Consider the following 22,319-nt stretch of genomic DNA (forward strand, 5'->3'; position numbering starts at 1 on the left):
AAGTAAGTTGGGAAAGATGGAAGTTCTTATGGCTGGCTAGGAATAGTAGCGCATGATTTTTATCTTACTGAACGGAGGTAGGACGCTACTTAGCGGTTGCAGGGTGTGGTTCAGAAACTAACAGATATAACAGATGAAAAAGGCCTCGCTCATTTTCTTGTCACTGTTCGCTGCCTTGCATGCGCATGCGCAGGATGCCTTCGTCCCGGAACTAAGCATAGGGCTTAAAGGAGGAGTTAACTTCTCACGCTTTAATTTCAACCCCGAGGCAGATCAGGAGTTTCTGCAAGGCTACACAGGCGGATTGGTTCTGAAGCATCAGGCGCACCCAAGGGTGGGCCTTCAGGTGGAGCTTAACTATGTGCAGCGGGGATGGGCCGAGCTGCCCAATACAGGAGGGGCTGTTGCCCGCCGCCTGGATTACCTGGAGTTGCCCCTGATGACGCATGTAACGATCGGAAACAGGGGCACCCGGTTCCTCATAAACCTTGGCCCCTATGCCTCCTACCTGCTATCCGGTGGTACCCCTGGTAAGGGCGGTGAAGCGGTAAGGTATTGGCGCAGGGAACTTGATAACGACTTTCTGTATGGCCTTTGCGTGGGGCTTGGCATGGGGCAAAAAACCTCCTTCGGTACGTTCCAATTAGAAGGTAGGCTAAGCCACAGCCTGAATGACATTTTTGAGCGGGATACAGGTGTCTTGGCCGCCAAAAGCCAAAGCGTGAGCGTAACCCTGAGCTACCTGCTAAGCTTTAAGGCCGAAGCGAAATAAGGCCACTGCCCTAGTTGGTTTACAAAAAAAGCCCCTCCAAACTGGAAGGGCTTTAAGCGTAGTAGATAGATAGGTAGTAGCGGTTATTTAATATTGATAGAGCCCATCATGTCGCGGGCTGTCTCCTGCCAATCATTCTTCATGCTAAATGGCACGTGCAGGGTAAAAATGTACAGCTGCCCGTTTTTGATCGTATACTGCACGATGCTGTATTTCTGCACCGGCGCCAGGTTAGACGAGCCCCGCTCGTCGGCCAGGGTGCTCACGAACTCGAACACCAGAAAATCCTTCCCTTTTACTTGCGACACCTCCTGGCGGATAAAATCTACCTTAGTGAAGCGCTCCAGCAGGTTTGCCTTGTAAAACTCGCGCAGCATCTTCAGGTCCTCTTCCTTAAACTGCGATGGCTTCTGCGTTACGCTAAAGTCAATCTGGCCATTGGGGCTGGTGTACACGGCAAGCGGGCGGGTGGAGGCAGGATACCTTCGGGCGATGCCATCGTCCGGCATCGGCATGAAGTCCTGCGGCAACAGCACGCTTACCTCTTTGCTAATCTGCGTCTTCTTGAGCTTAGATTGTGCAAAGGTGGCTCCGGCTATCAGAATAATGGCTAAAAAGGCAAAATATCGCATGTTCATGTGTTTGTATGGGCAAAGCTATTAAATATTCAGGAAAAGGTATCTGTATACTGTTATTATGCAATAACTCTGCCAGAATCCTGCTTGGGTGTACTTTATCTGTGGCGGCGGTTGCCAACATCTTTATCGGAGCACTGCCGTTAAACTTTAACAGATGCCAGCCCACGGAGCCGGCAGAGTAACAACAGGAGCAGAAGTATAGTTTTAAGCCTCCTCATTTTTAAAGGATGGCATTGATTGTCAGCAACAAAAAGTATAAAAGGATGATAGAGAACCTGATAAACAACCTGAAGGGGCAGCTGACGGGAGAGCTGCAAAGCAAGTATAACCTGGAGCCGCAGCAGGCCAGCCGCTCTGTGGACTTGGCCAAGGATAACGTGGTGAGCGAGTTGAAGCAGCGCGCAGGCAGCGGCGACATGGGAGGCCTGCTAGACGTAATGAAAGGCAACCAAGCTCCTGCGGACAGCAGCGCCACCAACAGCATCATCAACAAGTATATTGGCGACCTAACGACGAAATTAGGTATACCTGAGAACGTGGCGAAGCAGGTGGCGCCCTTCGCCATCAATTTTATCATGCAGAAGATAGGAGGGCAAGCTGGTGCCGGCAACCTGAAGGAGAGCGACCTGCTGGGTGGCTTAATGGGCGGGGGCCTGAAGGACAAGCTAGGGGGCCTCTTTAAGTAAGACGGCATTCAAGGCATTGCCTTACGGGCTGGTGTAAGCTAACATGAGCCACCTTCTGTTGCGCAAACACTGAAAGAAGGTGGCACAAATATAAAGCCGCTCTGCTGAACTAGTAGAGTGGCTTTACTATGGCAAGGAGTTTCCGGAGGAAAACTAAGGTTGGTAGCCTGACAGAAGTCTGTTACTTTTGTAGCGCTTGTGCTGTCGTCAGTGCAGCGCTGCAAAGTATAAACCCGATGTCAGAAAGTTTACAGAGCCTCTTCTTCAAGTTTCTTAAGTTTGGTTTAGTGGGCTTTTCAGGCCTGTTGCTAGACTTTGGGGCTACGTATCTGGCGAAAGAGGTGCTGCGCTGGAACAAGTATGTGGCCAATAGCCTCGGCTTCCTGATAGCTAGCGCCAGCAACTATTACCTCAACCGCGTCTGGACCTTCCACAGTTACGACCCGGAGATCGGGTGGCAGTTCTCTAAGTTTCTGGCCACGGCCGTGGTAGGCCTGCTGCTCAATAACCTCATCATCTACGTCCTCACCGACCGCATGAAGCTAAACTTCTATGTTTCGAAGTTCATTGCCGTGGTGCTGGTCTTCTTCTGGAACTTCTCCATAAACTACCTCTATACCTTCACCAGGTAATGTTTTAATTTGTGTCTGCCTAAGTTAGTGTTCTAGCCACCTCTGTCCCCTCTACTCCTCTCTAAGTACAGAAAACAGGGGGTCTGCTGCACCGGGTCCAACCACCCCTGCCCCCCTCAGAGCTACGCTCGCTACCTTCGAACCCGCCTTCTCGGTAGTCCAAGGAGGGGAGCCTGTAACTGCTTTGGCTAAAGGATAAATAGCAACTGAAGTAGCATCAGCAGATGTAAAAACCCACCCCCAGCCTCCTTCGAAGAGGACATCTCTCCTCTAAAAATAGAGTAGGATTTGGTTCTAGCTCCGTCAGCGCTGGCTATCGAATCTGATCCCAGTCTTTGGGTTGAGCGCCTATGCGAGTTTTTCCGGTGCCGAAGGCATTGCGACGCAGGAGCAAAGGAAAAGCTCCCAGCGCGATGCCCGAAGACGAGCCCTCTCGGGCTAGAGAGAACCAAAGCCAGAGATGCAACAATTCAGGTTGTAAGACTGAGGATGAACAGCAGCTAGCAAGGATAGCTTGTTTAAAATCGAAAGCAGGGGCTAAGAGCGGCACAAGCGGACGCTTGCGCCATGGAAAGTATAAAGTATAGCTAAAGCGAGTATGGCTTTTCAAGCCAGCCAAGTTATAAACCTAACTTCATGGTAGGACACAAGTCTGAAGCCCTGCGTCATGAATGGAAGTATAACTTATGCGGGTTTGGAAATCCGCAACAGAGCAAGTTTCAGACAAGGTGTCCGGAACAACGAGGAGCAATAAAGGCATATGGGCTGCAAGGCTACTCCAGCAAAGAACTTGCGCAAGGAGAAAGGCACAAGCAGCTACATTCCTACTTCACCTCATACACCTTCACATGCTCGTCCTTGTGCACACGCGGGTTCAGCAGGTGCAGCAGCCTGTCGTAGAGCGATGGGTTAATGGTGTGCTCTAACTCCAGGTTCGGGAAAAGCTGGTGCAGGCGGGCCATGCGCTCCTCCATATCTTTAGTGCCTACCACCACCACATAATCCGGTTTGTAAGGCGAGGCCGCGATCTCTTGCTGCAGCTCCTCCGTAGTTTTATCCTTATTCAAGGTATAGGCCATCACAAAATTTTCTGGCATTGGCTTTCGCCCCTGCAGGTACTCCTCCCACACTATGTCCTCATCAACAATATACTTGTCGTACACGGCGCTGGTGCGGCCCAGGTAGAAGAGGGGAGGCTTTTTAACGCTGTGGTTACCGAACTCCAGCACCACGCCGTCCATGTCCTGCTTCTCCGATAAGTATACGAGCGGTGCCACACGACTCTTTTTAGTATAGGTCATGGCCATGCCTATGCTGGCCAGCAGGTTCAGCACCCAGAAGAAGATCCAGGAAGCGGCCAGTAGTTTGCGGCGGTTGTGCCAGAAGGCAGAGCTACGTACAAATTGCTGCCAGCCGATCACCCCCAGAATCATGATGAGCGGGAGCAGCGGAAGTATAAAGCGCTCCTGCTTGTTTGGGAACAACGAGTGCGCCACAAAAAAGATCAGCCCGCCCCAGAAAAGGGCAGGAGCCAGCCTGGCCGTGCGGGCGTAACCCACTACCAGGAAAGCGCTCACCGGCGGCACCAGAAAACCAAGTATGGTCAGGGCGAAGCGGTAAACGGGGCCGGAGCTGAAGTCGTTGGCGTGCTCGGAGTTATACTGGTAGTAAGCCACTATGGAGTGGAACGGGTAGTCGAAGAAGATGATATCGATCACGCCCTGCACCAGGAACGCCGCCACCAGGAAGCCCAGCAGCACCGCTACGGCCTCGCGCCACCTGCGCTGGTAGAGCAGCACCAGCCCGGCACCAGCCCCGAACAGCACCGTGTGGTAGCGGAATACGAAAGCCATGGCAAACAAGGCACCCGCCCAGAAGTAGGGCAGCCAGCGTTTCTTTCCTTCCTGCTCCGCCTTCACCATCAGGTAGAAAGCGGCCAGGTACGGCGGAATGCACACCATCTCCACCAGGTTGCGCACGCTCATAAACGGCATGAACCACACCAGCGCCAGCATCAGCCCCACCATGCGCGCGTTGGCACGGTCTGAGAGGCGCTCCGTCAGCTTATAGCCATAGTACACTACCAGCAGCGAGTATAGCGCATGCACCACCCGCACCACCGTCATCTTCACCTCGGGGCTAAAGATGCCCATAGCTTCTAACGTATAAAATATACCGTAGTGGATGAGCACGTAAAGCATGCTGTGCCGCGGCGGCATCGGCTCGTTCAGCCACAGCGGGAACCCGTCCAGCCAGCCCTGCGCAATCGTAATCACATCAAAATGGTCATCGCTGAAGGCAAAGCCCTTCGAGAAGAAGGCAGCCAACAAGCGAATGCCCAGTGCTATAAGAAGAATGGTGGAAAGCGGGATGAGGTAGCGCTCCTGCGGCTGGCCCAGCGTCTCGGCGTCGGCAGTAAAGGCCTTGGCTACAGTGGTTCTCGTGGTGTTTTGCATGTGGCAGGTCTTGTGCGGCTGCAAATTTAACGGTATTTATAACGAATCTGTATTACCTTCGCTTTTTAATCTGATAATTCTACAACAGCCCCTCTAAACCACATGCTGAAGCGGAAAACCTGGCTCTCTATACTTGTTATTGTGCTGGCAGGACTGGCTGTCGCCGTGTGGCTGATGCGCCGCCACGACGAGGTGAAGTACAGGGAGGTGCTGGTACTGGGCCATGCCGGCTCCGGTTTCTTCTCGCCCCTGAATCCGTTTAACCCGCTGCCCTCCAACAGCATGGCCTCTATTGCCAAGGCGATGGAGGAGAACGGCGCCGACGGGGTGGAGGTGGATGTGCAGCTAAGCCAGGACGGCGTGCCGATCCTCTACCATGACGTGACGCTGGAAAGCTTGACCCAGGCTAAAGGCATCATCGACAACCTGCCGGCAGCCGAGGTGGTGGGCCTCAAGTATAAAGGCGGCTTTTTCTACGACCTGTTCCACGATGAGGAAATCATCACGCTGGAGGCACTGCTGCAGCGCTTCGGCACGTATCCGGAGCTGCCTTACCTGCACATAGACCTGCGCAACCACAACCCCAGCCGCCATTTGTACTATGCCCAGACACTCATGGCCCTGCTGCGTAAGTATAACTACCCTTTGCAAAAACTGGTGTTCATCTCGCCAAACCCTAAATTCCTGCTGGCGTTTGAAGAGGTGGAGCCGCAGGCGCAGCTGATGATTGACACGGCCGGAGACTTTGAGCAGGCGCTGCTAGAGGCACAGCAGAACAAGCTGCAGGGTATTTGCGCCAACGGGCGCGATGTAACGGCAGCACAGGTGCAGCGCGCAAAGGAGCAGGGGCTGCAGGTGGCGCTTTTCGGCGGCAAGTCGCGTTCACGCATCGCCCGCATGATCAACATGAGGCCTGATGCCATACAGGTGGATAACGTGAGGGCAATGCGCGAGATGCTGGACTAACATTTGCGGCAAATACAGCAAACCAAGGCTAAGATTATTACATTTGCATAACACTATACAAGTAGATCATACTATGTTTCGGACACATACTTGCGGCGAGCTTCGCCTGGATAACGTTGGAGAAGAGGTAATATTAGCGGGGTGGGTGCAGCGCCTGCGCGACAAAGGCGGCATGCTGTGGGTAGACCTGCGCGACCGCTACGGCATTACGCAGCTAACCATGGAGGAAGGCATAACGCCCGCCAGCATCATGGAGCAGGCCCGAAACCTGGGGCGTGAGTATGTGATCAAGGTAACCGGAAAGGTAGTAGAGCGCTACTCCAAAAACGATAAGATCCCTACTGGCGATATCGAGATACGCGTGAGCAAGATCGTGGTACTTAACCCGTCCAAACTGCCTCCGTTCCTGATCGAGGATGAGACGGACGGCGGCGACGACCTACGCATGAAGTACCGCTACCTGGACCTGCGCCGCGCCCCGGTGCGCCGCAACCTGGAGCTGCGCCACCGCATGATGCGCGCCACCCGCGCCTACCTGGACGGCCGCGGCTTCATTGAGGTAGAAACCCCGTACCTGATCAAGTCCACGCCGGAGGGGGCACGCGACTTCGTGGTGCCGAGCCGTATGAACCCAGGCGAGTTCTATGCCCTGCCGCAATCGCCGCAGACGTTTAAGCAGCTGCTGATGGTGTCCGGTTTTGATAAGTACTTCCAGATCGTGAAGTGCTTCCGCGACGAGGACCTGCGCGCCGACCGCCAGCCGGAGTTCACCCAGATCGATTGCGAAATGTCTTTTGTGGGGCAGGAGGATATCCTACACACCTTTGAGGGCTTTATCCGATACTTGTTCGAGAAGGTGATGGGCATTCATATCGCCAAGCTGCCACGCATGACCTATGCCGATGCCATGAAGCACTACGGCTCCGACAAACCGGACATCCGTTTCGACATGCGCTTTGTGGAACTGAACCCGCTGGTGAAGAACAAAGGCTTTAAAGTGTTCGACGACGCCGAACTGGTGGTAGGCATTTGTGCCAAGGGCGCCGCCAGCTATACCCGCAAGCAGGTGGATGAGTTGACGGACTTTGTGAAGCGCCCGCAGATTGGAGCTACAGGTCTTGTTTACGCTCGCGTGAACGAGGATGGAAGTATAAAGTCTTCGGTGGATAAGTTCTATTCAGCAGACGATCTTCAGGCTTGGGTGAATGCCTTCAACGCCAAGCCCGGCGACCTTATCCTTATTCTGGCGGGTAATGCCGACAAGACACGCAAGGCCCTGAACGAGCTGCGCCTGGAGATGGGTACGCGCCTGGGCCTGCGCAATAAGGATGTGTTTGCGCCGCTGTGGGTGGTGGACTTCCCTCTGTTGGAGTGGGACGAGGAAGCCAAGCGTTACCACGCCATGCACCACCCGTTCACCTCGCCTAAACCGGAGGACATAGAGCTGATCGACGACCGCCCGGGTGATATACGAGCCAACGCTTATGATATGGTGATCAACGGGGTAGAAGTAGGAGGCGGCTCTATCCGTATACACGACCGCCGCCTGCAGGAGCAGATGTTCCGCCTGCTGGGCTTCTCTAAGACGGAGGCAGAGGCACAGTTCGGCTTCCTGATGAGCGCGTTCGAGTATGGTGCACCGCCGCACGGGGGCATAGCCTTCGGCTTCGACCGCCTGTGCTCGCTTTTCGGCGGCTCCGACTCTATCCGCGACTACATTGCCTTCCCGAAGAACAACTCCGGCCGCGATGTAATGATCGATGCCCCGGCCCCGATCGCTGAGGCGCAGCTCGACGAGTTACACATAAACATGAAAAACCTGCCGCATAGGTAACAGACGTTTTTCCACAAAGCATAGCAAGGCCTGCCACGCAAACAGTGGCAGGCCTTCTGTTTTTATCCCCATTTATACTTTTAGCTGTGGATAATGTGGATAACCGTGTGGATTGGCATATAAAAGCAGCCTTTATCCACTAATTTACCAAGGAATCGCTATAGGAGTGTGGATATGTGGATAACTGCTGTTGATAGCTGGTTGTGTAACAGCGCCGGTAAAGTATACAGTATTTATACTTTGTTGATGTAAGGCTGTAGGCTGGCTAGTCTGCCTCTGGATAGCCCGGAATATTTTGCCCTAGCACGATGTCACGTATTGCCACCTGCAGATCGTTCTCCTGCCTCGTCTGCACAATGCCGCTTCCTCCCCGGTTTTCGAGCTTATTCCGATGGGCTTTTGTCAGGAGTGGGTCATCCTCAAAAAGAATGTCATCAATGTAATACTCACTGGGCAGGCGCGGCTCCTTTACCAGCAGATGGATATGCGCCGGACCTGATCTCCCGGGGTAGTGGCCGGGGCGGGTGGTGTATAGGCTGTAGTGTCCTTGTGCATCCGTCTTTACCCAACCCCTGATGTACCCATGTGGCCTTACCTTCGGGTCTAAACCCTTACTATCTGCATATATTCCCTCGCTGTTCGTTTGCCAGTAGTACAGAATAACATTAGGGGCAGGCGTTTTGCCATCATGCTTATAAATGGTGCCACTAACCCTCAGCTTTTGCCCCGCCGCATTCCAGGAGGCGCTGGTGTCGGTAGCATCAATGTTTTCTGGCATTCCTACATACATCAACTCGCAAGTGTCGCAGTAGCCCCCGACCTGGCTTGTAGCCTGCCCTGCAGCGGCATTAGCGCCTTCCGGTGTACCGCCAGACTGTGCGTCGCAGGCGGTGCCTGCAATAAGGGAGCAGGCAAATAGGCAGAGGTGTAGCAAGTTGTTCATGGCTGCCAAGCATAGCTGTACCATAGTTTATACTGGATCTGCCCGTACTTGTTTAAGGGAGCACCGGCCATAAAAGAAAAAAGGCTGCCCTCCACAGGCAGCCCTTTCTTTTCAAATATAAGCTTATACTAGAGCAGCTCGCTAACCAGCGCAGGAGCGATGCCCAGCAAAATCGTCAGTATGGACAACACGATCAGTGTAAATGAACCCAGGCTATCTACGTGAACGGTCTCATAATTGGCTGCAGGCTGCATATACATCGCGATCACGACGCGGAAGTAGTAGTAGATACCCACCGCAGCAAGTATAACGGCCAGCACTACCAGCCACAGCATGTCCGGGTTCTGGAGCACAGCAGAGAACACAAAGAACTTCCCGAAGAAACCGGCTGTAAGCGGAATACCTGCCAGCGACAGCATCGAAACCGTCATGGCGAAAGCCAGCAGCGGGTTTGTTTTGCCAAGGCCGTTAAAGGCTTCGTAGTCGGCGCTTCTGCGATGGTCCTGCACAAACTTCAGCACACCAAAGGCTGCAATGGTTGCCGAGGCATAAGCCGCTGCATAGAATAGGATCGACTTGTCTGAGGCCTCGTTGAAAGCCAGCAGGGCCATCAGCATATAACCTGCATGCGAGATACTGGAGTACGCCATCATGCGCTTAAAGCTGGTCTGGATCACGGCACCAATGTTGCCGACAACCAGCGTCAGGACAGTAATAGCCACCAGTGTTGGGAACCAGGTTGCGTAAGAGGCCGCAAAGGCAGCCACCAACAATTTATAGAAGGCAGCCACGCCAGCCGTTTTCACCACCGTAGACATAAAGGCCGTGAAGAACGTCGGTGTCCCGTCGTACACATCCGGTGCCCAGAAGTGGAAAGGGGCAGCCGAGATTTTGAAGGAAATACCAATGATCAGTACCAGGATGCCCAGCATGAACATGGTGTTCATAACGCCGTCAGCACCCAAGCCTGCCTGGGCAGCGCCAATCTCGGTGATGTTAAACGTGCCGGTAGCTCCGTAGATCATCACGATGCCAAACAGCATAATACCGGTGAAGAAAGAACCCATCAGGAAGTACTTCAGGGCCGCCTCGTTAGAGCGCAGGCTTGACTTGTCGCTTCCGGCAAGTACATACATGGCGATGGAAAGTATTTCCACACCGATAAAAAGCATGATCAGGTTCTCATAACCCACCATCATCACGGCACCCACCAGCGAGAACAGCAGCAGCGAATAATACTCACCCAGGTTCGCATCGCCCTTGTCGATAAAGCGCTGGGAGAAGGGTAGGAGCAATAGCGTGGTGAGGGTCATGATGCCCGTGAAAGCCACCGCGTAATTGTCCACGGTGAGCATGTTGCTGAAGTACGTCTGGGTATCGTTCCAGTCGAGCAAGTTTACGCCGAACACTACGGCCAGGAACACCAGCACCAGCGGCAGCAACACCTGTTTGTTCTTTGCAAAGCCCGCAAAGAGATTAATGATACCAAAGACAGATAGAAGTATGATCGAGGTCATGTCGTCGTATTTCTGTAAAACTCTTTATTCTCTATAGCCGCTTAGCGGTTAATGATGCTCAGCAGGTTATTCACGGCAGGCTCGGAGATGCTCAGGAACGTGTTCGGAAACAAGCCGATCCAGAAAACCATCACCACCAGCGGAATCAGCACGGCCTTCTCGTTCAGCGTCAGGTCCTTGAAATTCTCTGTCAGTTCAGACTTCGTACCGAACATCACGCCCTGGAACATACGTAGCATGTACACGGCACCAAGTATAATGGTAAGGCCGGCCACACCCCCGAACCAGGCGTTGTACTGGAACACGCCCGACAGCAGCAGGAACTCGCCCACGAAACCGTTCGTCAGCGGCAGGGCCACAGAGCCTAGCAGCAGGATCATGAAGAAGATCGACAGTGCTTTGGCGTTCTGCGTGATACCGCCCAGGCTGGTGATCTCGCGAGTGTTGGTTCTGCTGAAGATAATGTCGATGATGAAGAACAGGCCAACCACGTTAATACCGTGGCTCAGCATCTGGATAACCCCGCCCTGCAGGCCCTGCTCGTTCAGGGTAAAGATGCCGGCGGCGATGAGCCCGACGTGTGCGATAGAAGAATAAGCGATCAGGCGCTTCAGGTCGCGCTGGCGAATAGCAATGATAGAGGCATAAACAATACCGATGATGGCCAGTACAAGCACCAGTTCGTCCCATTGGCTAACGCCGTAAGGCACCACCGGCAGCAGCCAGCGCAGCACCCCGTAAATACCCATCTTCAGCATAATGCCCGAAAGCAGCATGGTAGCCTGTGCAGGCGACTCGGTATAAGTGTCGGGCTGCCAGGTATGGAACGGGAACACCGGCATCTTGATCGCGAAGGCGATGAACAGGAACCAGAAGATCCAGCTCTGCGACTCGCTGGAAAGCGACAGTTGGTAGAAGGCGTTCACGTCGGAAGAGTGCGTGCCTGGCGTTTGCAGGTATAAGTACACGAAGGCAGCCAGCATGAACAGCGAGCCGAAGATCGTGTACACAAAGAACTTAAACGTAACGCGTATTCTGTTGGCCCCGCCCCAAACGGCAGCGATAAAGTAGATCGGAATCAGCGCCACCTCCCACATAAAGTAGAACAGGAAGGCATCCATGGCCACAAACACACCGATCAGACCGGTTTGCATGAACAGGATAAGCGCGTAGAAAACGTTCGGGTTCTTATACTCGTGCTTGTATGACGAAAGTATGATCAGCGGCACCAGGAAGGTCGTCAGCAGCACCATCAGCAGGCTTATGCCATCCATCCCAATGCTTAAGCTGATGCCCGCGCTTTCGATCCAGGGCAGGCTAAGGGCCAGCTGGGTAGCACCGCTTTGGGTGTCGAATGCTGAGAGAGCGAAAAGTGACAACGCAAACTGAACGAGCGCTGCTACAAAGGCCACTTTCTTGGCACCCTGTCCCTTAATAAGCAGCACCAGAAGTGCGGCAAGGGCAGGCCAGAAAAGTAATAAAGCTGTTATCATCTTCGAAGAACCTTATCCGATAAAGAAGTTTAAAAATAAAATCAGGACGATGCTGAGCACCATCACCATCAGGTAGAAGCCTGTGGCGCCGCTCTGTGCGTAGCGCAGGGTGCGGCTGCTGTAGGTGGTCAGCTTTCCGAAACCGTTCACAATGCCGTCTACTACCATCAGGTCGAGCACGCGGTGGAATGTGGCTGATAGCCACATCAGCGGACGAACGATAACGGTATCGTAGATCTCGTCGATGTAGTACTTGTGGTAGATCAGGTTGTGGAGTGGAGACAGGCGCTCGCCTTCTGCGGCTGGAACCGTCTTTTTGCTCACGTACATTACATAGGCAATACCGGCGGCTACCAGGGCCACCACCACGGAGATACCCATGAGCAGCCACTCTGTCGCATGGTCGAGGTGCATTGGCTCCACAGCGGCAGGGTTCGCCACGCGGGCAAAGTCGTAGATCGGAGCCAGGTAGTTCTGCATGACGTGCAGGTTCTCCCCAAACACCGGTGGAATGCCCAGGAAACCACCCACGGTAGAAAGTATGGCCAGCACGATCAGCGGCAATGTCATGGAGATTGGTGACTCGTGCAGGTGCGATTTCTGCGCTTCCGTGCCCCTGAATGACCCGAAGAACGTCAGGAACACCAGACGGAACATGTAGAAAGAAGTCATGAATGAAGCCAGTACACCTAAGCCCCAAAGCAGTTTGCTATGCTCCCATACATGTGCCAGCAGCTCATCCTTAGAGAAGAAACCAGCGAATGGCGGGATACCGGCAATAGCCAGGGTACCGATGAGGAAGGTAATGAAGGTAACCGGCAGGTACTTGCGCAGGCCGCCCATGTAGCGTATATCCTGCTCGTTGCTCATGGCGTGGATCACCGAACCGGCACCCAGGAACAGCAGCGCCTTAAAGAAAGCGTGCGTGAGCACGTGGAAAATAGACGAAGAGAAGGCCATCACACCCAGCGCCAGGAACATGTAACCCAGCTGCGATACGGTGGAGTAGGCCAGTACTTTTTTGATATCATTCTGCGCCAGGCCGATAGTGGCAGCCAGCAGAGCCGTCGCCACACCCACAATAGCGATCACCTCCAGGGTGGTAGGCGCCAGCACGTACAGCACGTTGGAGCGCAGTACCATGTAGATACCTGCCGTTACCATGGTGGCAGCGTGGATCAAGGCCGAAACCGGCGTAGGGCCCGCCATCGCATCCGGAAGCCAGGTAAACAATGGGATCTGCGCACTCTTACCCATGGCACCCACAAACAGCAGCAGGGTAATGGCGATCATCACTGTAGAATCAATACCGCCCGTATACTGTGCCGCCTCGGCAAACACCTGTGGGTACGATACGGAACCGAAGGTAATGAAGATGAGGAAAATGCCCAGCAGGAAGCCCAGGTCACCGATACGGTTCATCACGAAGGCCTTCTTGGCGGCATTGTTATAGCTGGTGTTCTTGTTCCAGAAGCCGATCAGCAGGTAAGAGCAAAGGCCCACGCCTTCCCAGCCCACGAACATCATCACGTAGTTGGAGCCCATCACCAGCAGCAGCATAGAGAACATGAACAGGTTGATGAAGGCGAAGAACTTGCCAAAGTTCTCGTCATGGCTCATGTAGCCGGCCGAGTACAGGTGGATCAGGAAACCGATGCCGGTCACCATCAGCATCATGAGCAGCGTCAGCTGGTCGATCAGGAAGGAGAAGCCGATCTGCAGGCTGCCTACCGAGATCCAGTTGTAAAAGTCAACGGTGTAGGCACGGCTGCCGTTGGCCGTGAAATCGAGGAACAGGTAGACAGTGATCAGGAAAGAAGCCAGCACTGTGCCGCTACCAATAAAGCTTACCAGGCCCTTGGCTATGCTGCGGTTGCCAAGTCCGTTAATAATAAAGCCGGCCAGCGGCAGCAACGGAACAAGCAGACAAAGCAGTGCCATCCCCTGGTTGTTAATCGGCATTACAATCTCTTGCATCTGTATAAGGATTTAAACTATTCAGCGTAGGTTGTTAGGCTGTTACCACTTCAGGTAGTTCAGCAGTTGTATATCTGTAGAGCGGATGTTGCGGTAAGTCATCACGATAATAGCCAGCCCCACACACACTTCGGCGGCTGCCACGGCCATAATGAAGAACACAAAAACCTGTGCGTTGGCGTCCGCACGGTAAGCCGAGAGGGCTGTCAGCAGCAGGTTCACCGAGTTCAGCATCAGCTCGATGCACATGAAGATCACAATGGCATTGCGGCGCGTAAGCACACCGATAACACCAATAACAAAAAGAGCCGCGCTGAAAAACAGGTAATAATCTAAAGGAATGGTCCGGATGACCTCAGGTATGTTGTTCATTTTCTGTGTGGCTGAACGTATTACTCTTAAATTACGATCCAAAAATCAAGTCGCAAAGTTATCCCCATTTTTGTAAAAACCATAACATATTTCCTATTCTTATTCGCCCTCCAGGCGCCCTAAAGTATAGGTATTTGCAATGCTGCAGGCTTTTCTTGCACATTCTTAGAAATACTTTTTTCTGCCGGCGAAACCAGGGCAAATTATACTTTTGAGGAGCATTTGCGTAGCTATGGGAGTCACCGATGATACTTTATGAAGCACCGTTACCTGTTATACTTCCTGATGCCCTTGCTGCTCCTGCAGGCATGCAAATCGGAGCCACCCCAAACAAGCGTCACCACGAACCAAGCTGCTGCGCATATGAAGGAACTGAAGTTGATTGCCACTACCTCCCGCCAGGTTTTTTATGAGCAGCTGCCATCTGCCTCGGGGCTGGAGTATGTGGAGGGCGTTTTTTATGTGCTGGGCGACGATTCTCCTTTCTTATACCAGCTGGACAAGGACTACAAGCTGGTGGGGCGTTACCCGCTTTTCGACACCACAGGCGTTATAAACGGCAGAATTCCGAAAGACGTGAAGCCTGACCTGGAAAGCATGGGCACCTTTACCTATGGCCGGGATGCCATGCTGCTTTTGATGGGCTCCGGGGCAAGCAAGGCCCGCAACAAGGGCTACTTGGTTAACCTTACCGATGATATGCAGGTGCAGGAGCTGGACCTGAGCCGCTTTTATACTTTCCTGAAGCAGGTGCTGCGGCTGGAGCAGGACGGGCAGCTGAACCTGGAAGGGCTGGCTATGGACAACACCTACGCTTACCTGCTGCAGCGCCCGGCTGGAGGCGGCCCCAACACCTTACTTCGCTTTGATGCTGATGGCTTCAAAAATTTTATACTTGGCAAGGCGGACATCCCGCCTGTAGCCCTTTACCACTTCAAGCTGCCGGAAATGAGGCAACTCGTTGCAGGCTTCTCCGGGGCCTATGCTGTGGACGGGAAGCTGTTTTTTACTGCCTCGGTAGAGGAGACGCACAATGCCATTGAGGACGGGGAGGTGCACGGCAGCTACGTCGGCCTAATCGACCTGCGGGCCTTGCCTTATGCCTTTGATCCTGCTACCCCCCTGCAGGTGCCGGTGGCGCAGCTGACTAATGAAGACGGGACTGGCTATGTTGGCAAAGCCGAGTCGTTGGTGGTGCTGAAGGGGGAGGGGCAACAGTTTAAGGTGGTGGTGGTATCGGATGACGATAAGGGGCATTCGGAGCTATTGGAAGTGCAGCTGCAGTTGGAAGAGTAAGTGCGAACGAACTAATTCATAAAAGCAGAAGGCCGGAAGCGTCTACTTCCGGCCTTCTGCTTTTATGCTCTTTTGCGAGTCTCTCTTAGAAGTGGCTTTCGCCTTCTTCCTTCTTGCCAATCATCACAGCGCCTACCATGGACACCAGGAACAGCACAGAGGCTAACTCGAAGGGCAGCAGGTAGTCCGTGAACAGCACATAGCCCAGGTTCTCCACCATGCCCACCTGCGAGTCATAGGTGTCGGGGTTGAAGCCTACGACGCTGGCATCTTTCAGGGCAGCCACCAGCACCACAAACAGCAGGCCGCCGGCAATGGCACCGGCAAATTTACTGAGCGTTGAGGCTTTGATCGTTTCGTCTCCTCCTGTCTTCTTGATGTTCAGGAACATGATCACGAAAAGGAAGAGCACCATGATGGCCCCTGCGTACACAATAATGTTCACAACGGCCAGGAACTGTGCGTTCAGCAGCACATAGTGGCCTGAGATGGTAAAGAACGTGATGATCAGGAAAAGCACGCTATGTACCGGGTTCTTGGAAATCACAACCATCAGGGCGCACAGCAGCGTCAGGGAAGCAAGGAAAAAGAAAAGGCTCTCCATGGGGCTATTTCGTTTCAGTGGTTTTCAGAGGCTCAACCAGGCGGTCTTTGCCGTAAATAAATTCATCGCGCTCAAAGCGGGCAGGGGCAAGCTTGTCGTCCTGCAGGAAGATGGCAGCCTTCGGGCAGGCTTCCTCGCACAGGCCGCAGAAGATGCAGCGCAGCATGTTCACCTCGTAGGTCACGGCATACTTCTCTTCGCGGTACAGGTGCTCCTCGCCAGCCTTACGCTCTCCGGCCGTCATGGTGATCGCCTCGGCAGGGCAGGCCACGGCGCACAGGCCGCAGGCGGTGCAGCGCTCACGGCCCTGCTCATCGCGCTTCAGCACGTGCAAGCCTCTCCAGTGCTCGCTTCGTTCACGCGTCTGCTCCGGGTACTGTATGGTGGCTTTCTTTTTGAAGAAGTGCTTTATCGTGATACCAAGTCCTTGTGCAATAGCAGGAAGGTACGCGCGCTCAGCGAACGTCATTTCCCGCTTCTCCACATTCTTTCTTCTATTGGTTAGTGGTTCCATTTCTTCGTCTGTTTTGATTGTTGAACAGGCAACTTGTTAAGGAAACAGGCAGCCCACTAGCAACATTCAAATTTCGGTACTATAGTTTAAAATAAATAGTCTTTGAGCAGAATTCCGCCGGCTGTCAGCAGGATGTTCAGGATCGCCAGCGGGATCAGGATGTTCCAGCCCAGTTTCATCAATTGGTCGTAGCGGAAGCGCGGAAGTGTCCAGCGCACCCACATAAAGAAGAAGATGAACAGGAAGATTTTGGCAAACATGGCGACCACGCCCACGAGCGTTACCACATTGTTGGCCAGCACCGGATCGCTGATGGCTTCACGCAGGTTCTCCATGAACGGGAAGTTGTAGGCGCCAAAGTATAAAGTAGCCATCACGGCTGAGGCCACAAAGATGTTGATATACTCTGCGAACAGGTACATGCCTAGTTTCATGGAGCCATACTCGGTATGGTAACCACCGATCAGCTCGGCCTCAGACTCCGGTAAGTCGAAAGGCGTACGGTTGGTCTCTGCGAAGGCGCATACCAGGAAGATCAGGAAGCCCAGCGGCTGGTACCAGATGTTCCAGTTAAAGCCAGCCTGCTGCTCGGCAATCTCACGCAGCGACAGGGAGCCTGTCATCATCAGCACCGCGATCAGCGAGAGGCCCATGGCCAGCTCGTAAGAGATGTTCTGCGATGCCGCACGGATAGCGCCCAGCAGGGAGAACTTGTTGTTAGAGGCCCAGCCACCGATCATCAGACCATACACACCCAGCGATACAACCCCGAAGATGTACAGCACCCCGATGTTCACCTCGATTGCCTGCAGGTATACCTCGCGGCCGCCCACGATCAGCATATCGCCGAACGGGATCACGGCGCTCGACATGGTAGCCACCAGCATGGCCACACCCGGGCCAAGTATGAACAGCGCCTTGTTGGCTCTGGCAGGTATAAAGTCCTCTTTAAAGAACAACTTACCAGCGTCAGCCAGCGGCTGCAGCAAACCAGCAGGGCCGGCACGGTTCGGGCCCACGCGGTCCTGGATGAAGGCTGCTATTTTACGCTCAAAGTAAGTCGAGTACGTGGCTATCAGCAGGGTAATGCCGAAGATAACCAGGATGTAAATCGCTTTGTATAGTAGGTCTACTGACTCCATTGTTTATTCCTGTGGCAGGTTTTTCTTAGTGGATGTTGGCAGGTTCGGAACGATCGGAACATTTACAACCGGCAGCTCATAATGGTTGGCAGAGATCACGGACCCGCTGTCGATGTGGCGCGGCCCTTCAATGGTCCAGTCTGCCACCTCTTTCTTGTCGAAGCGGCAGGTGTTACAGATAAACTCCTCCACCTCGTTGTACTGGTCCTTACGGGCTGTTACGCGCAGCACTTCCTCGCCACGCGTCCAAAGCGTTACCTTGCCGGAGCAGGTAGGGCAGTCGCGGTGCGCATCCATCGGCTTGGTAAACCACACGCGGTTCTTAAAGCGCCAGGTCTTATCTGTCAAGGCACCTACCGGGCACACGTCGATCACGTTACCGGAGAAATCGTTGTCAATCACGTTCTCGATATAGGTACCGATCTCCGCGGCATCGCCACGGCCCAGTACGCCATGCACACGCTTCTCTGTAATTTGGTCGGCCGTATACACGCAGCGGTAGCAGAGGATGCAGCGCGTCATGTGCAGCTGGATGTAAGGGCCCAGGTCCACTTTATTGAACGAGCGGCGCTCCTCCTCGAAACGCTGCGCGCTCACACCGTGCTCGTAAGATAGGTCCTGCAGGCTGCACTCACCGGCCTGGTCGCAGATAGGGCAATCCAGCGGGTGGTTGATCAGCAGCATCTCCACGATGCCTTTGCGGGCGTTCAGTACGTCCTCGTTCGTGGAGTTTTCCACTACCATGCCGTCCTGCACCTGCGTGATGCACGAGGCTACTAGTTTTGGCATAGGGCGCGGGTCTTTGGTAGAGCCCTGCGTTACCTTTACCAGGCACACGCGGCACTTACCGCCACTGCCTTTCAGCGGGGTGTAGTAGCACATGGCAGGAGGCACTACTTTGCCTCCGATCTTTCTGGCAGCCTGGAGAATGGTAGTTCCGTCTTCTACCTCTATCTCGATGCCGTCAATTGTTACTTTAGCCATTTTATATCTTGTTGTTCGTTTGTCGTTGTTCGTTTCTTGATAGAAGCAGGACAACGAACGATTTTAGCTATACTATTTAAAATCTTCCTCACTACATTTCACGTGGAGGAAGTATGTTTTATACTTTATGCGGTTACAGCGTCGAGTTGGCCTCTGTACACCGCACCCGGGGCAGTTGCCTCTTTCGGGTTGTTGATGTGCCACTCAAACTCATGGCGGAAGTGGCGGATAGCACTTGCCACCGGCCATGCGGCTGCATCACCCAGCGGGCAAATGGTGTTCCCCTCTATCTGCTTCGACACGCTTACCAGCAAATCGATATCCTGCTGATGGCCGTGGCCGTACTCGATGCGGTGCAGCACTTTCTCCATCCAGCCTGTACCTTCGCGGCATGGGCTGCACTGGCCGCACGACTCGTGGTGGTAGAAGCGGGCATAGTTCCACGTGTTACGCACAATGCACTGGTCCTCATCAAACACGATGAAGGCACCCGAACCCAGCATGGAGCCGCTCACAAAGCCGCCGTCTGACAGCGACTCGTAAGACATCAGGCGATCTTCGCCGGCGGCTGTTTTCAGGATCAGGTTAGCTGGCAGGATCGGCACGGAAGAACCTCCCGGCACCACGGCCTTCAGTTGCTTGCCTTTCCAGATGCCGCCGCAGTACTCGTCGGAGTAGATGAACTCCTCTACCGGCACACCTAGTTCGATCTCATAAACGCCCGGCTTGTTGATGTTACCGCTGGCAGAGATCAGCTTGGTGCCTGTGCTACGGCCGATACCGATCTTGGCATACTCTGCGCCACCGTTGTTCACGATCCAAGGCACCGAAGATATCGTCTCCACGTTGTTTACCACAGTTGGAGACTGGAACAGGCCTTTCACCGCCGGGAACGGAGGCTTGTTGCGTGGGTTACCGCGCTTACCTTCCAGAGACTCCAGCAAGGCAGTTTCCTCACCGCAGATATAGGCACCGCCACCCGGAGCCACGTGCAGGTCCAGGTCATAACCGGAGCCAAGAATGTTTTTGCCCAGCAAACCGGCCGCATACGCCTCCGCGATGGCTTTCTCCAGGATGCGCAGCACAAACAACAACTCGCCGCGGATGTAGATATAGGAAGTGTTGGCTCCCAGCGCGTAGCTCGACGTGATCATGCCTTCGATCAGCGCGTGCGGGTTTTTCTCCATGAACCAGCGGTCCTTGAAAGTGCCCGGCTCCGACTCGTCGGCGTTGCAAACGAGGTAGCGCGGAATGCCCTCCGGCTTGGCCAGGAAGCTCCACTTCATTCCCGTTGGGAAGCCGGCACCCCCACGACCACGCAGGCCGGAAGTCTTTACCTCTTCCACCACCTCATCCGGAGACATCGTTTTCAGGGCCTTCTCTACTGATTTGTAGCCGCCGTGCTTGCGATAAACCTCCAGCGTCTCGATGCCGGGAACGTTGATATGCTCAGTTAATATTTTAAGTCCCATTGTAGCAGGATATCTATGTGGGCAGCTACTTTTAATGGTAACTAGCCATTGTTCATCTATTTATCTGGACAAAGGAATTATTTGACAAAGGACAAAAGAGAAAGTGTTGGTACAGAGCCTTTTGTCAAATAGTCTTTTGTCACAAAATCAAAAACTACTTCTTCCAGGTTGGCGTCTCGTGCTCCTTGTGGCGCATCATCTCCAGGAACTCATCCAGCTTCTCCTCGCTGTCGATGTTCTCGTAGAACAGCTCACGCACCTGCAGCATCGGGCCTGTTCCGCAAGAGGCGAGGCACTCTACCGGCTTCAGTGTGAACATGCCGTCGGCCGTGGTCTCGCCTTCCTCAATGTTCAGCTTCTGCTTGATCATATCGATGATCTGGTCGGCGCCACGCAGGCAGCAAGGGCCGGTGCGGCATACTTCCAGCACATGCTTCCCAACCGGCTTCAGGTTGAACATGGTATAGAACGTAGCCACTTCGTATACCTCGATCGGCTGGATGTTCAGGATCTCGGCAACTTTGTCCATCACCTCCGGGCTTACCCAGCCGCCAAACTCCGCCTGCGCAATGTGCAGGATTGGAAGTATAGCAGACTTTTGGCGTCCTTCCGGGTAGTGGCTGATGTAGCGCTGGATCTCGGCCATTGCCTCATCAGAAAACTTCACTTCGTTTATAGTCTCTGCCATTTTTCGGTTGTCATTGATCCCTTAGGGCTGATCAATGTTAAATGGTAATTGAATCTTTTATTATGCGTCGAGCTCTCCGGCGATTACGTTCAGGCTGCTCAGCGTCAGGATCGCGTCAGCCAGCTGCCCGCCTTTGATCATCTCGGTGTAGGCCTGGTAGTAGATGAAGCATGGGCGGCGGAAGTGCAGGCGGTACGGCGTGCGGCCTCCGTCAGAGATCAGGTAGAAGCCCAGTTCGCCATTGCCACCCTCCACGCTGTGGTATACTTCGCCAACAGGGGCGTCCACTTCACCCATCACAATCTTGAAGTGATAGATCAGCGCTTCCATGCTGGTATAAACCGCCTGCTTTGGAGGCAGGTAGTAGTGTGGTGCATCGGCGTGGTAAGAGCCTTCCGGCAGGTTTTTGTACGCCTGCTCAATGATCTTCAAGCTCTCCCATACTTCAGCACTGCGAACCAGGAAGCGGTCGTAGGTATCTCCCTTCGTGCCAACCGGAATTTCGAAATCAAAGTCCTCGTAAGAAGAGTAAGGATTCATCACGCGCACGTCGTAGTCTACGCCGCTGGCGCGCAGGTTAGGGCCTGTAAAGCCATAGCTTAGCGCACGTTCTGCCGAGATAGCACCCACATCTGTCGTTCTGTCGATGAAGATACGGTTGCGGGTTAGCATTTTCTCAAACTCTGCCCATACTTTCGGGAAGCGCTTCAGAAACTCGTCGATCATGTGCAGGGCCTTCGGCGACAGGTCGCGCTCCATGCCCCCGATGCGGCCCATGTTCGTCGTCAGACGGGCACCGCAAACTTCCTCATAGATGTCGTAGATGTGCTCCCGCTCCTGCATCACGTACAGGAAGCCGGTAAAGGCGCCGGAGTCCACCCCAAGGATCGAGTTACAGATCAGGTGGTCGGAGATGCGGGCCAGCTCCATCATGATCACGCGGATGTACTGCGCGCGCTTCGGCACCGTAATGCCCAGGAGCTTCTCTACCGTCATATGATACCCCATGTTATTGATAGGGGAGGAGCAGTAGTTCATGCGGTCCGTGAGCGGCGTGATCTGGTAGAAAGGCCTGCGCTCGGCGATTTTTTCGAAGGCGCGGTGGATGTAGCCAATCGTAGGCACGGCATCCACGATAACCTCCCCGTCCATTTGCAGGATGTTTTGGAAAATACCGTGCGTGGCCGGGTGAGTTGGGCCCAGGTTTAACGTAGTAAGCGGCCGCTCTTCCTTGATGGCAAGTCCGTGGTCTTTTCGGAACTGCTCTATCTCGGTAAGCTCGGCGGTTTTATTTTCAGTAGCCATTATGGTCTCCTTTTCTGTCAGCTATAGT

20 protein-coding genes are annotated in these 22,319 nt (G+C 53.9%); 6 read left to right on the top strand and 14 right to left on the bottom strand.

All coding sequences use genetic code 11. The features are described from left to right. Positions 1 to 133: 133 nt before the first annotated feature. Complete coding sequence (locus PXG97_RS16440; RefSeq protein WP_276498884.1) at positions 134 to 772, top strand: porin family protein; 639 nt, start codon at positions 134 to 136, stop codon at positions 770 to 772. Positions 773 to 855: 83 nt separating this feature from the next. On the opposite strand, the gene PXG97_RS16445 is transcribed toward PXG97_RS16440, so the two are convergent. Further along, the gene (locus PXG97_RS16445) at positions 856 to 1,410 is read right to left on the bottom strand and encodes a hypothetical protein (protein WP_276498885.1); all 555 of its coding nucleotides are present in this window, start codon (positions 1,408 to 1,410) and stop codon (positions 856 to 858) included. A 227-nt stretch (positions 1,411 to 1,637) separates the two neighbouring features. On the opposite strand from PXG97_RS16445, the gene PXG97_RS16450 reads away from it, so the two are divergent. Both PXG97_RS16450 and PXG97_RS16455 read left to right on the top strand, forming a co-directional pair. Next, the gene (locus PXG97_RS16450; protein WP_276498886.1) at positions 1,638 to 2,096 is read left to right on the top strand and encodes a hypothetical protein; all 459 of its coding nucleotides are present in this window, start codon (positions 1,638 to 1,640) and stop codon (positions 2,094 to 2,096) included. Positions 2,097 to 2,332: 236 nt separating this feature from the next. Then, positions 2,333 to 2,728 carry a GtrA family protein gene (locus PXG97_RS16455; protein ID WP_276498887.1) on the top strand — a complete coding sequence of 132 codons (396 nt, stop codon included), beginning with the start codon at positions 2,333 to 2,335 and terminating at the stop codon, positions 2,726 to 2,728. Positions 2,729 to 3,552: 824 nt separating this feature from the next. Here the strand turns inward: PXG97_RS16455 and PXG97_RS16460 are convergent. Further along, positions 3,553 to 5,184 (bottom strand): glycosyltransferase family 39 protein, encoded by a 1,632-nt coding sequence (locus PXG97_RS16460; RefSeq protein ID WP_276498888.1) that lies wholly within the window; start codon positions 5,182 to 5,184, stop codon positions 3,553 to 3,555. A gap of 102 nt (positions 5,185 to 5,286) precedes the next feature. On the opposite strand from PXG97_RS16460, the gene PXG97_RS16465 reads away from it, so the two are divergent. After that, complete coding sequence (locus PXG97_RS16465) at positions 5,287 to 6,150, top strand: glycerophosphodiester phosphodiesterase (RefSeq protein WP_276498889.1); 864 nt, start codon at positions 5,287 to 5,289, stop codon at positions 6,148 to 6,150. Positions 6,151 to 6,223: 73 nt separating this feature from the next. Continuing rightward, positions 6,224 to 7,984, top strand: a complete 1,761-nt coding sequence (aspS, locus tag PXG97_RS16470; protein ID WP_276498890.1) for an aspartate--tRNA ligase — start codon at positions 6,224 to 6,226, stop codon at positions 7,982 to 7,984. 265 nt (positions 7,985 to 8,249) lie between these two features. Here aspS and PXG97_RS16475 read toward each other — a convergent pair whose 3' ends face one another. The 5 genes from PXG97_RS16475 to nuoK form a co-directional block, all read right to left on the bottom strand. After that, positions 8,250 to 8,927, bottom strand: coding sequence for a dioxygenase family protein (locus PXG97_RS16475; RefSeq protein ID WP_276498891.1), 678 nt, complete (start codon positions 8,925 to 8,927; stop codon positions 8,250 to 8,252). A 128-nt stretch (positions 8,928 to 9,055) separates the two neighbouring features. Next, on the bottom strand, positions 9,056 to 10,444 hold the full coding sequence (locus PXG97_RS16480; protein WP_276498892.1) for an NADH-quinone oxidoreductase subunit N: 1,389 nt from the start codon (positions 10,442 to 10,444) through the stop codon (positions 9,056 to 9,058). 41 nt (positions 10,445 to 10,485) lie between these two features. Next, positions 10,486 to 11,937, bottom strand: a complete 1,452-nt coding sequence (locus PXG97_RS16485; RefSeq protein ID WP_276498893.1) for a complex I subunit 4 family protein — start codon at positions 11,935 to 11,937, stop codon at positions 10,486 to 10,488. A 12-nt stretch (positions 11,938 to 11,949) separates the two neighbouring features. Further along, entirely contained in the window at positions 11,950 to 13,914 is a 1,965-nt protein-coding gene (gene nuoL, locus PXG97_RS16490; RefSeq protein ID WP_276498894.1) for an NADH-quinone oxidoreductase subunit L, read from the bottom strand. A gap of 42 nt (positions 13,915 to 13,956) precedes the next feature. Beyond that, a complete protein-coding gene (gene nuoK / locus PXG97_RS16495; protein ID WP_276498896.1) occupies positions 13,957 to 14,286 on the bottom strand; it encodes an NADH-quinone oxidoreductase subunit NuoK in 330 nt (109 codons plus the stop codon). Positions 14,287 to 14,541: 255 nt separating this feature from the next. Between nuoK and PXG97_RS16500 the strand changes: the two genes are divergently transcribed. Then, entirely contained in the window at positions 14,542 to 15,582 is a 1,041-nt protein-coding gene (locus tag PXG97_RS16500; RefSeq protein ID WP_276498897.1) for a DUF6929 family protein, read from the top strand. A gap of 85 nt (positions 15,583 to 15,667) precedes the next feature. On the opposite strand, the gene PXG97_RS16505 is transcribed toward PXG97_RS16500, so the two are convergent. The 7 genes from PXG97_RS16505 to nuoD all read right to left on the bottom strand — a co-directional run bounded on the left by PXG97_RS16505 (position 15,668) and on the right by nuoD (position 22,291). Further along, a complete protein-coding gene (locus PXG97_RS16505; RefSeq protein ID WP_276498898.1) occupies positions 15,668 to 16,186 on the bottom strand; it encodes an NADH-quinone oxidoreductase subunit J family protein in 519 nt (172 codons plus the stop codon). A 4-nt stretch (positions 16,187 to 16,190) separates the two neighbouring features. Further along, on the bottom strand, positions 16,191 to 16,700 hold the full coding sequence (locus tag PXG97_RS16510; protein WP_276498899.1) for a NuoI/complex I 23 kDa subunit family protein: 510 nt from the start codon (positions 16,698 to 16,700) through the stop codon (positions 16,191 to 16,193). A gap of 86 nt (positions 16,701 to 16,786) precedes the next feature. After that, positions 16,787 to 17,842, bottom strand: a complete 1,056-nt coding sequence (nuoH, locus tag PXG97_RS16515; protein ID WP_276498900.1) for an NADH-quinone oxidoreductase subunit NuoH — start codon at positions 17,840 to 17,842, stop codon at positions 16,787 to 16,789. A 3-nt stretch (positions 17,843 to 17,845) separates the two neighbouring features. Next, positions 17,846 to 18,826, bottom strand: coding sequence for an NADH-quinone oxidoreductase subunit G (locus tag PXG97_RS16520; protein WP_276498901.1), 981 nt, complete (start codon positions 18,824 to 18,826; stop codon positions 17,846 to 17,848). Between the two features lie 125 nt (positions 18,827 to 18,951). After that, entirely contained in the window at positions 18,952 to 20,298 is a 1,347-nt protein-coding gene (nuoF, locus tag PXG97_RS16525) for an NADH-quinone oxidoreductase subunit NuoF (RefSeq protein WP_276498902.1), read from the bottom strand. 154 nt (positions 20,299 to 20,452) lie between these two features. Then, complete coding sequence (locus PXG97_RS16530) at positions 20,453 to 20,986, bottom strand: NADH-quinone oxidoreductase subunit NuoE family protein (RefSeq protein WP_276498903.1); 534 nt, start codon at positions 20,984 to 20,986, stop codon at positions 20,453 to 20,455. A 60-nt stretch (positions 20,987 to 21,046) separates the two neighbouring features. After that, the gene (gene nuoD, locus PXG97_RS16535) at positions 21,047 to 22,291 is read right to left on the bottom strand and encodes an NADH dehydrogenase (quinone) subunit D (protein ID WP_276498904.1); all 1,245 of its coding nucleotides are present in this window, start codon (positions 22,289 to 22,291) and stop codon (positions 21,047 to 21,049) included. Positions 22,292 to 22,319 lie beyond the last annotated feature (28 nt).

It is taken from the genome of Pontibacter litorisediminis (genome assembly GCF_029360645.1).
GTDB classification, from domain to species: Bacteria; Bacteroidota; Bacteroidia; order Cytophagales; family Hymenobacteraceae; genus Pontibacter; species Pontibacter litorisediminis.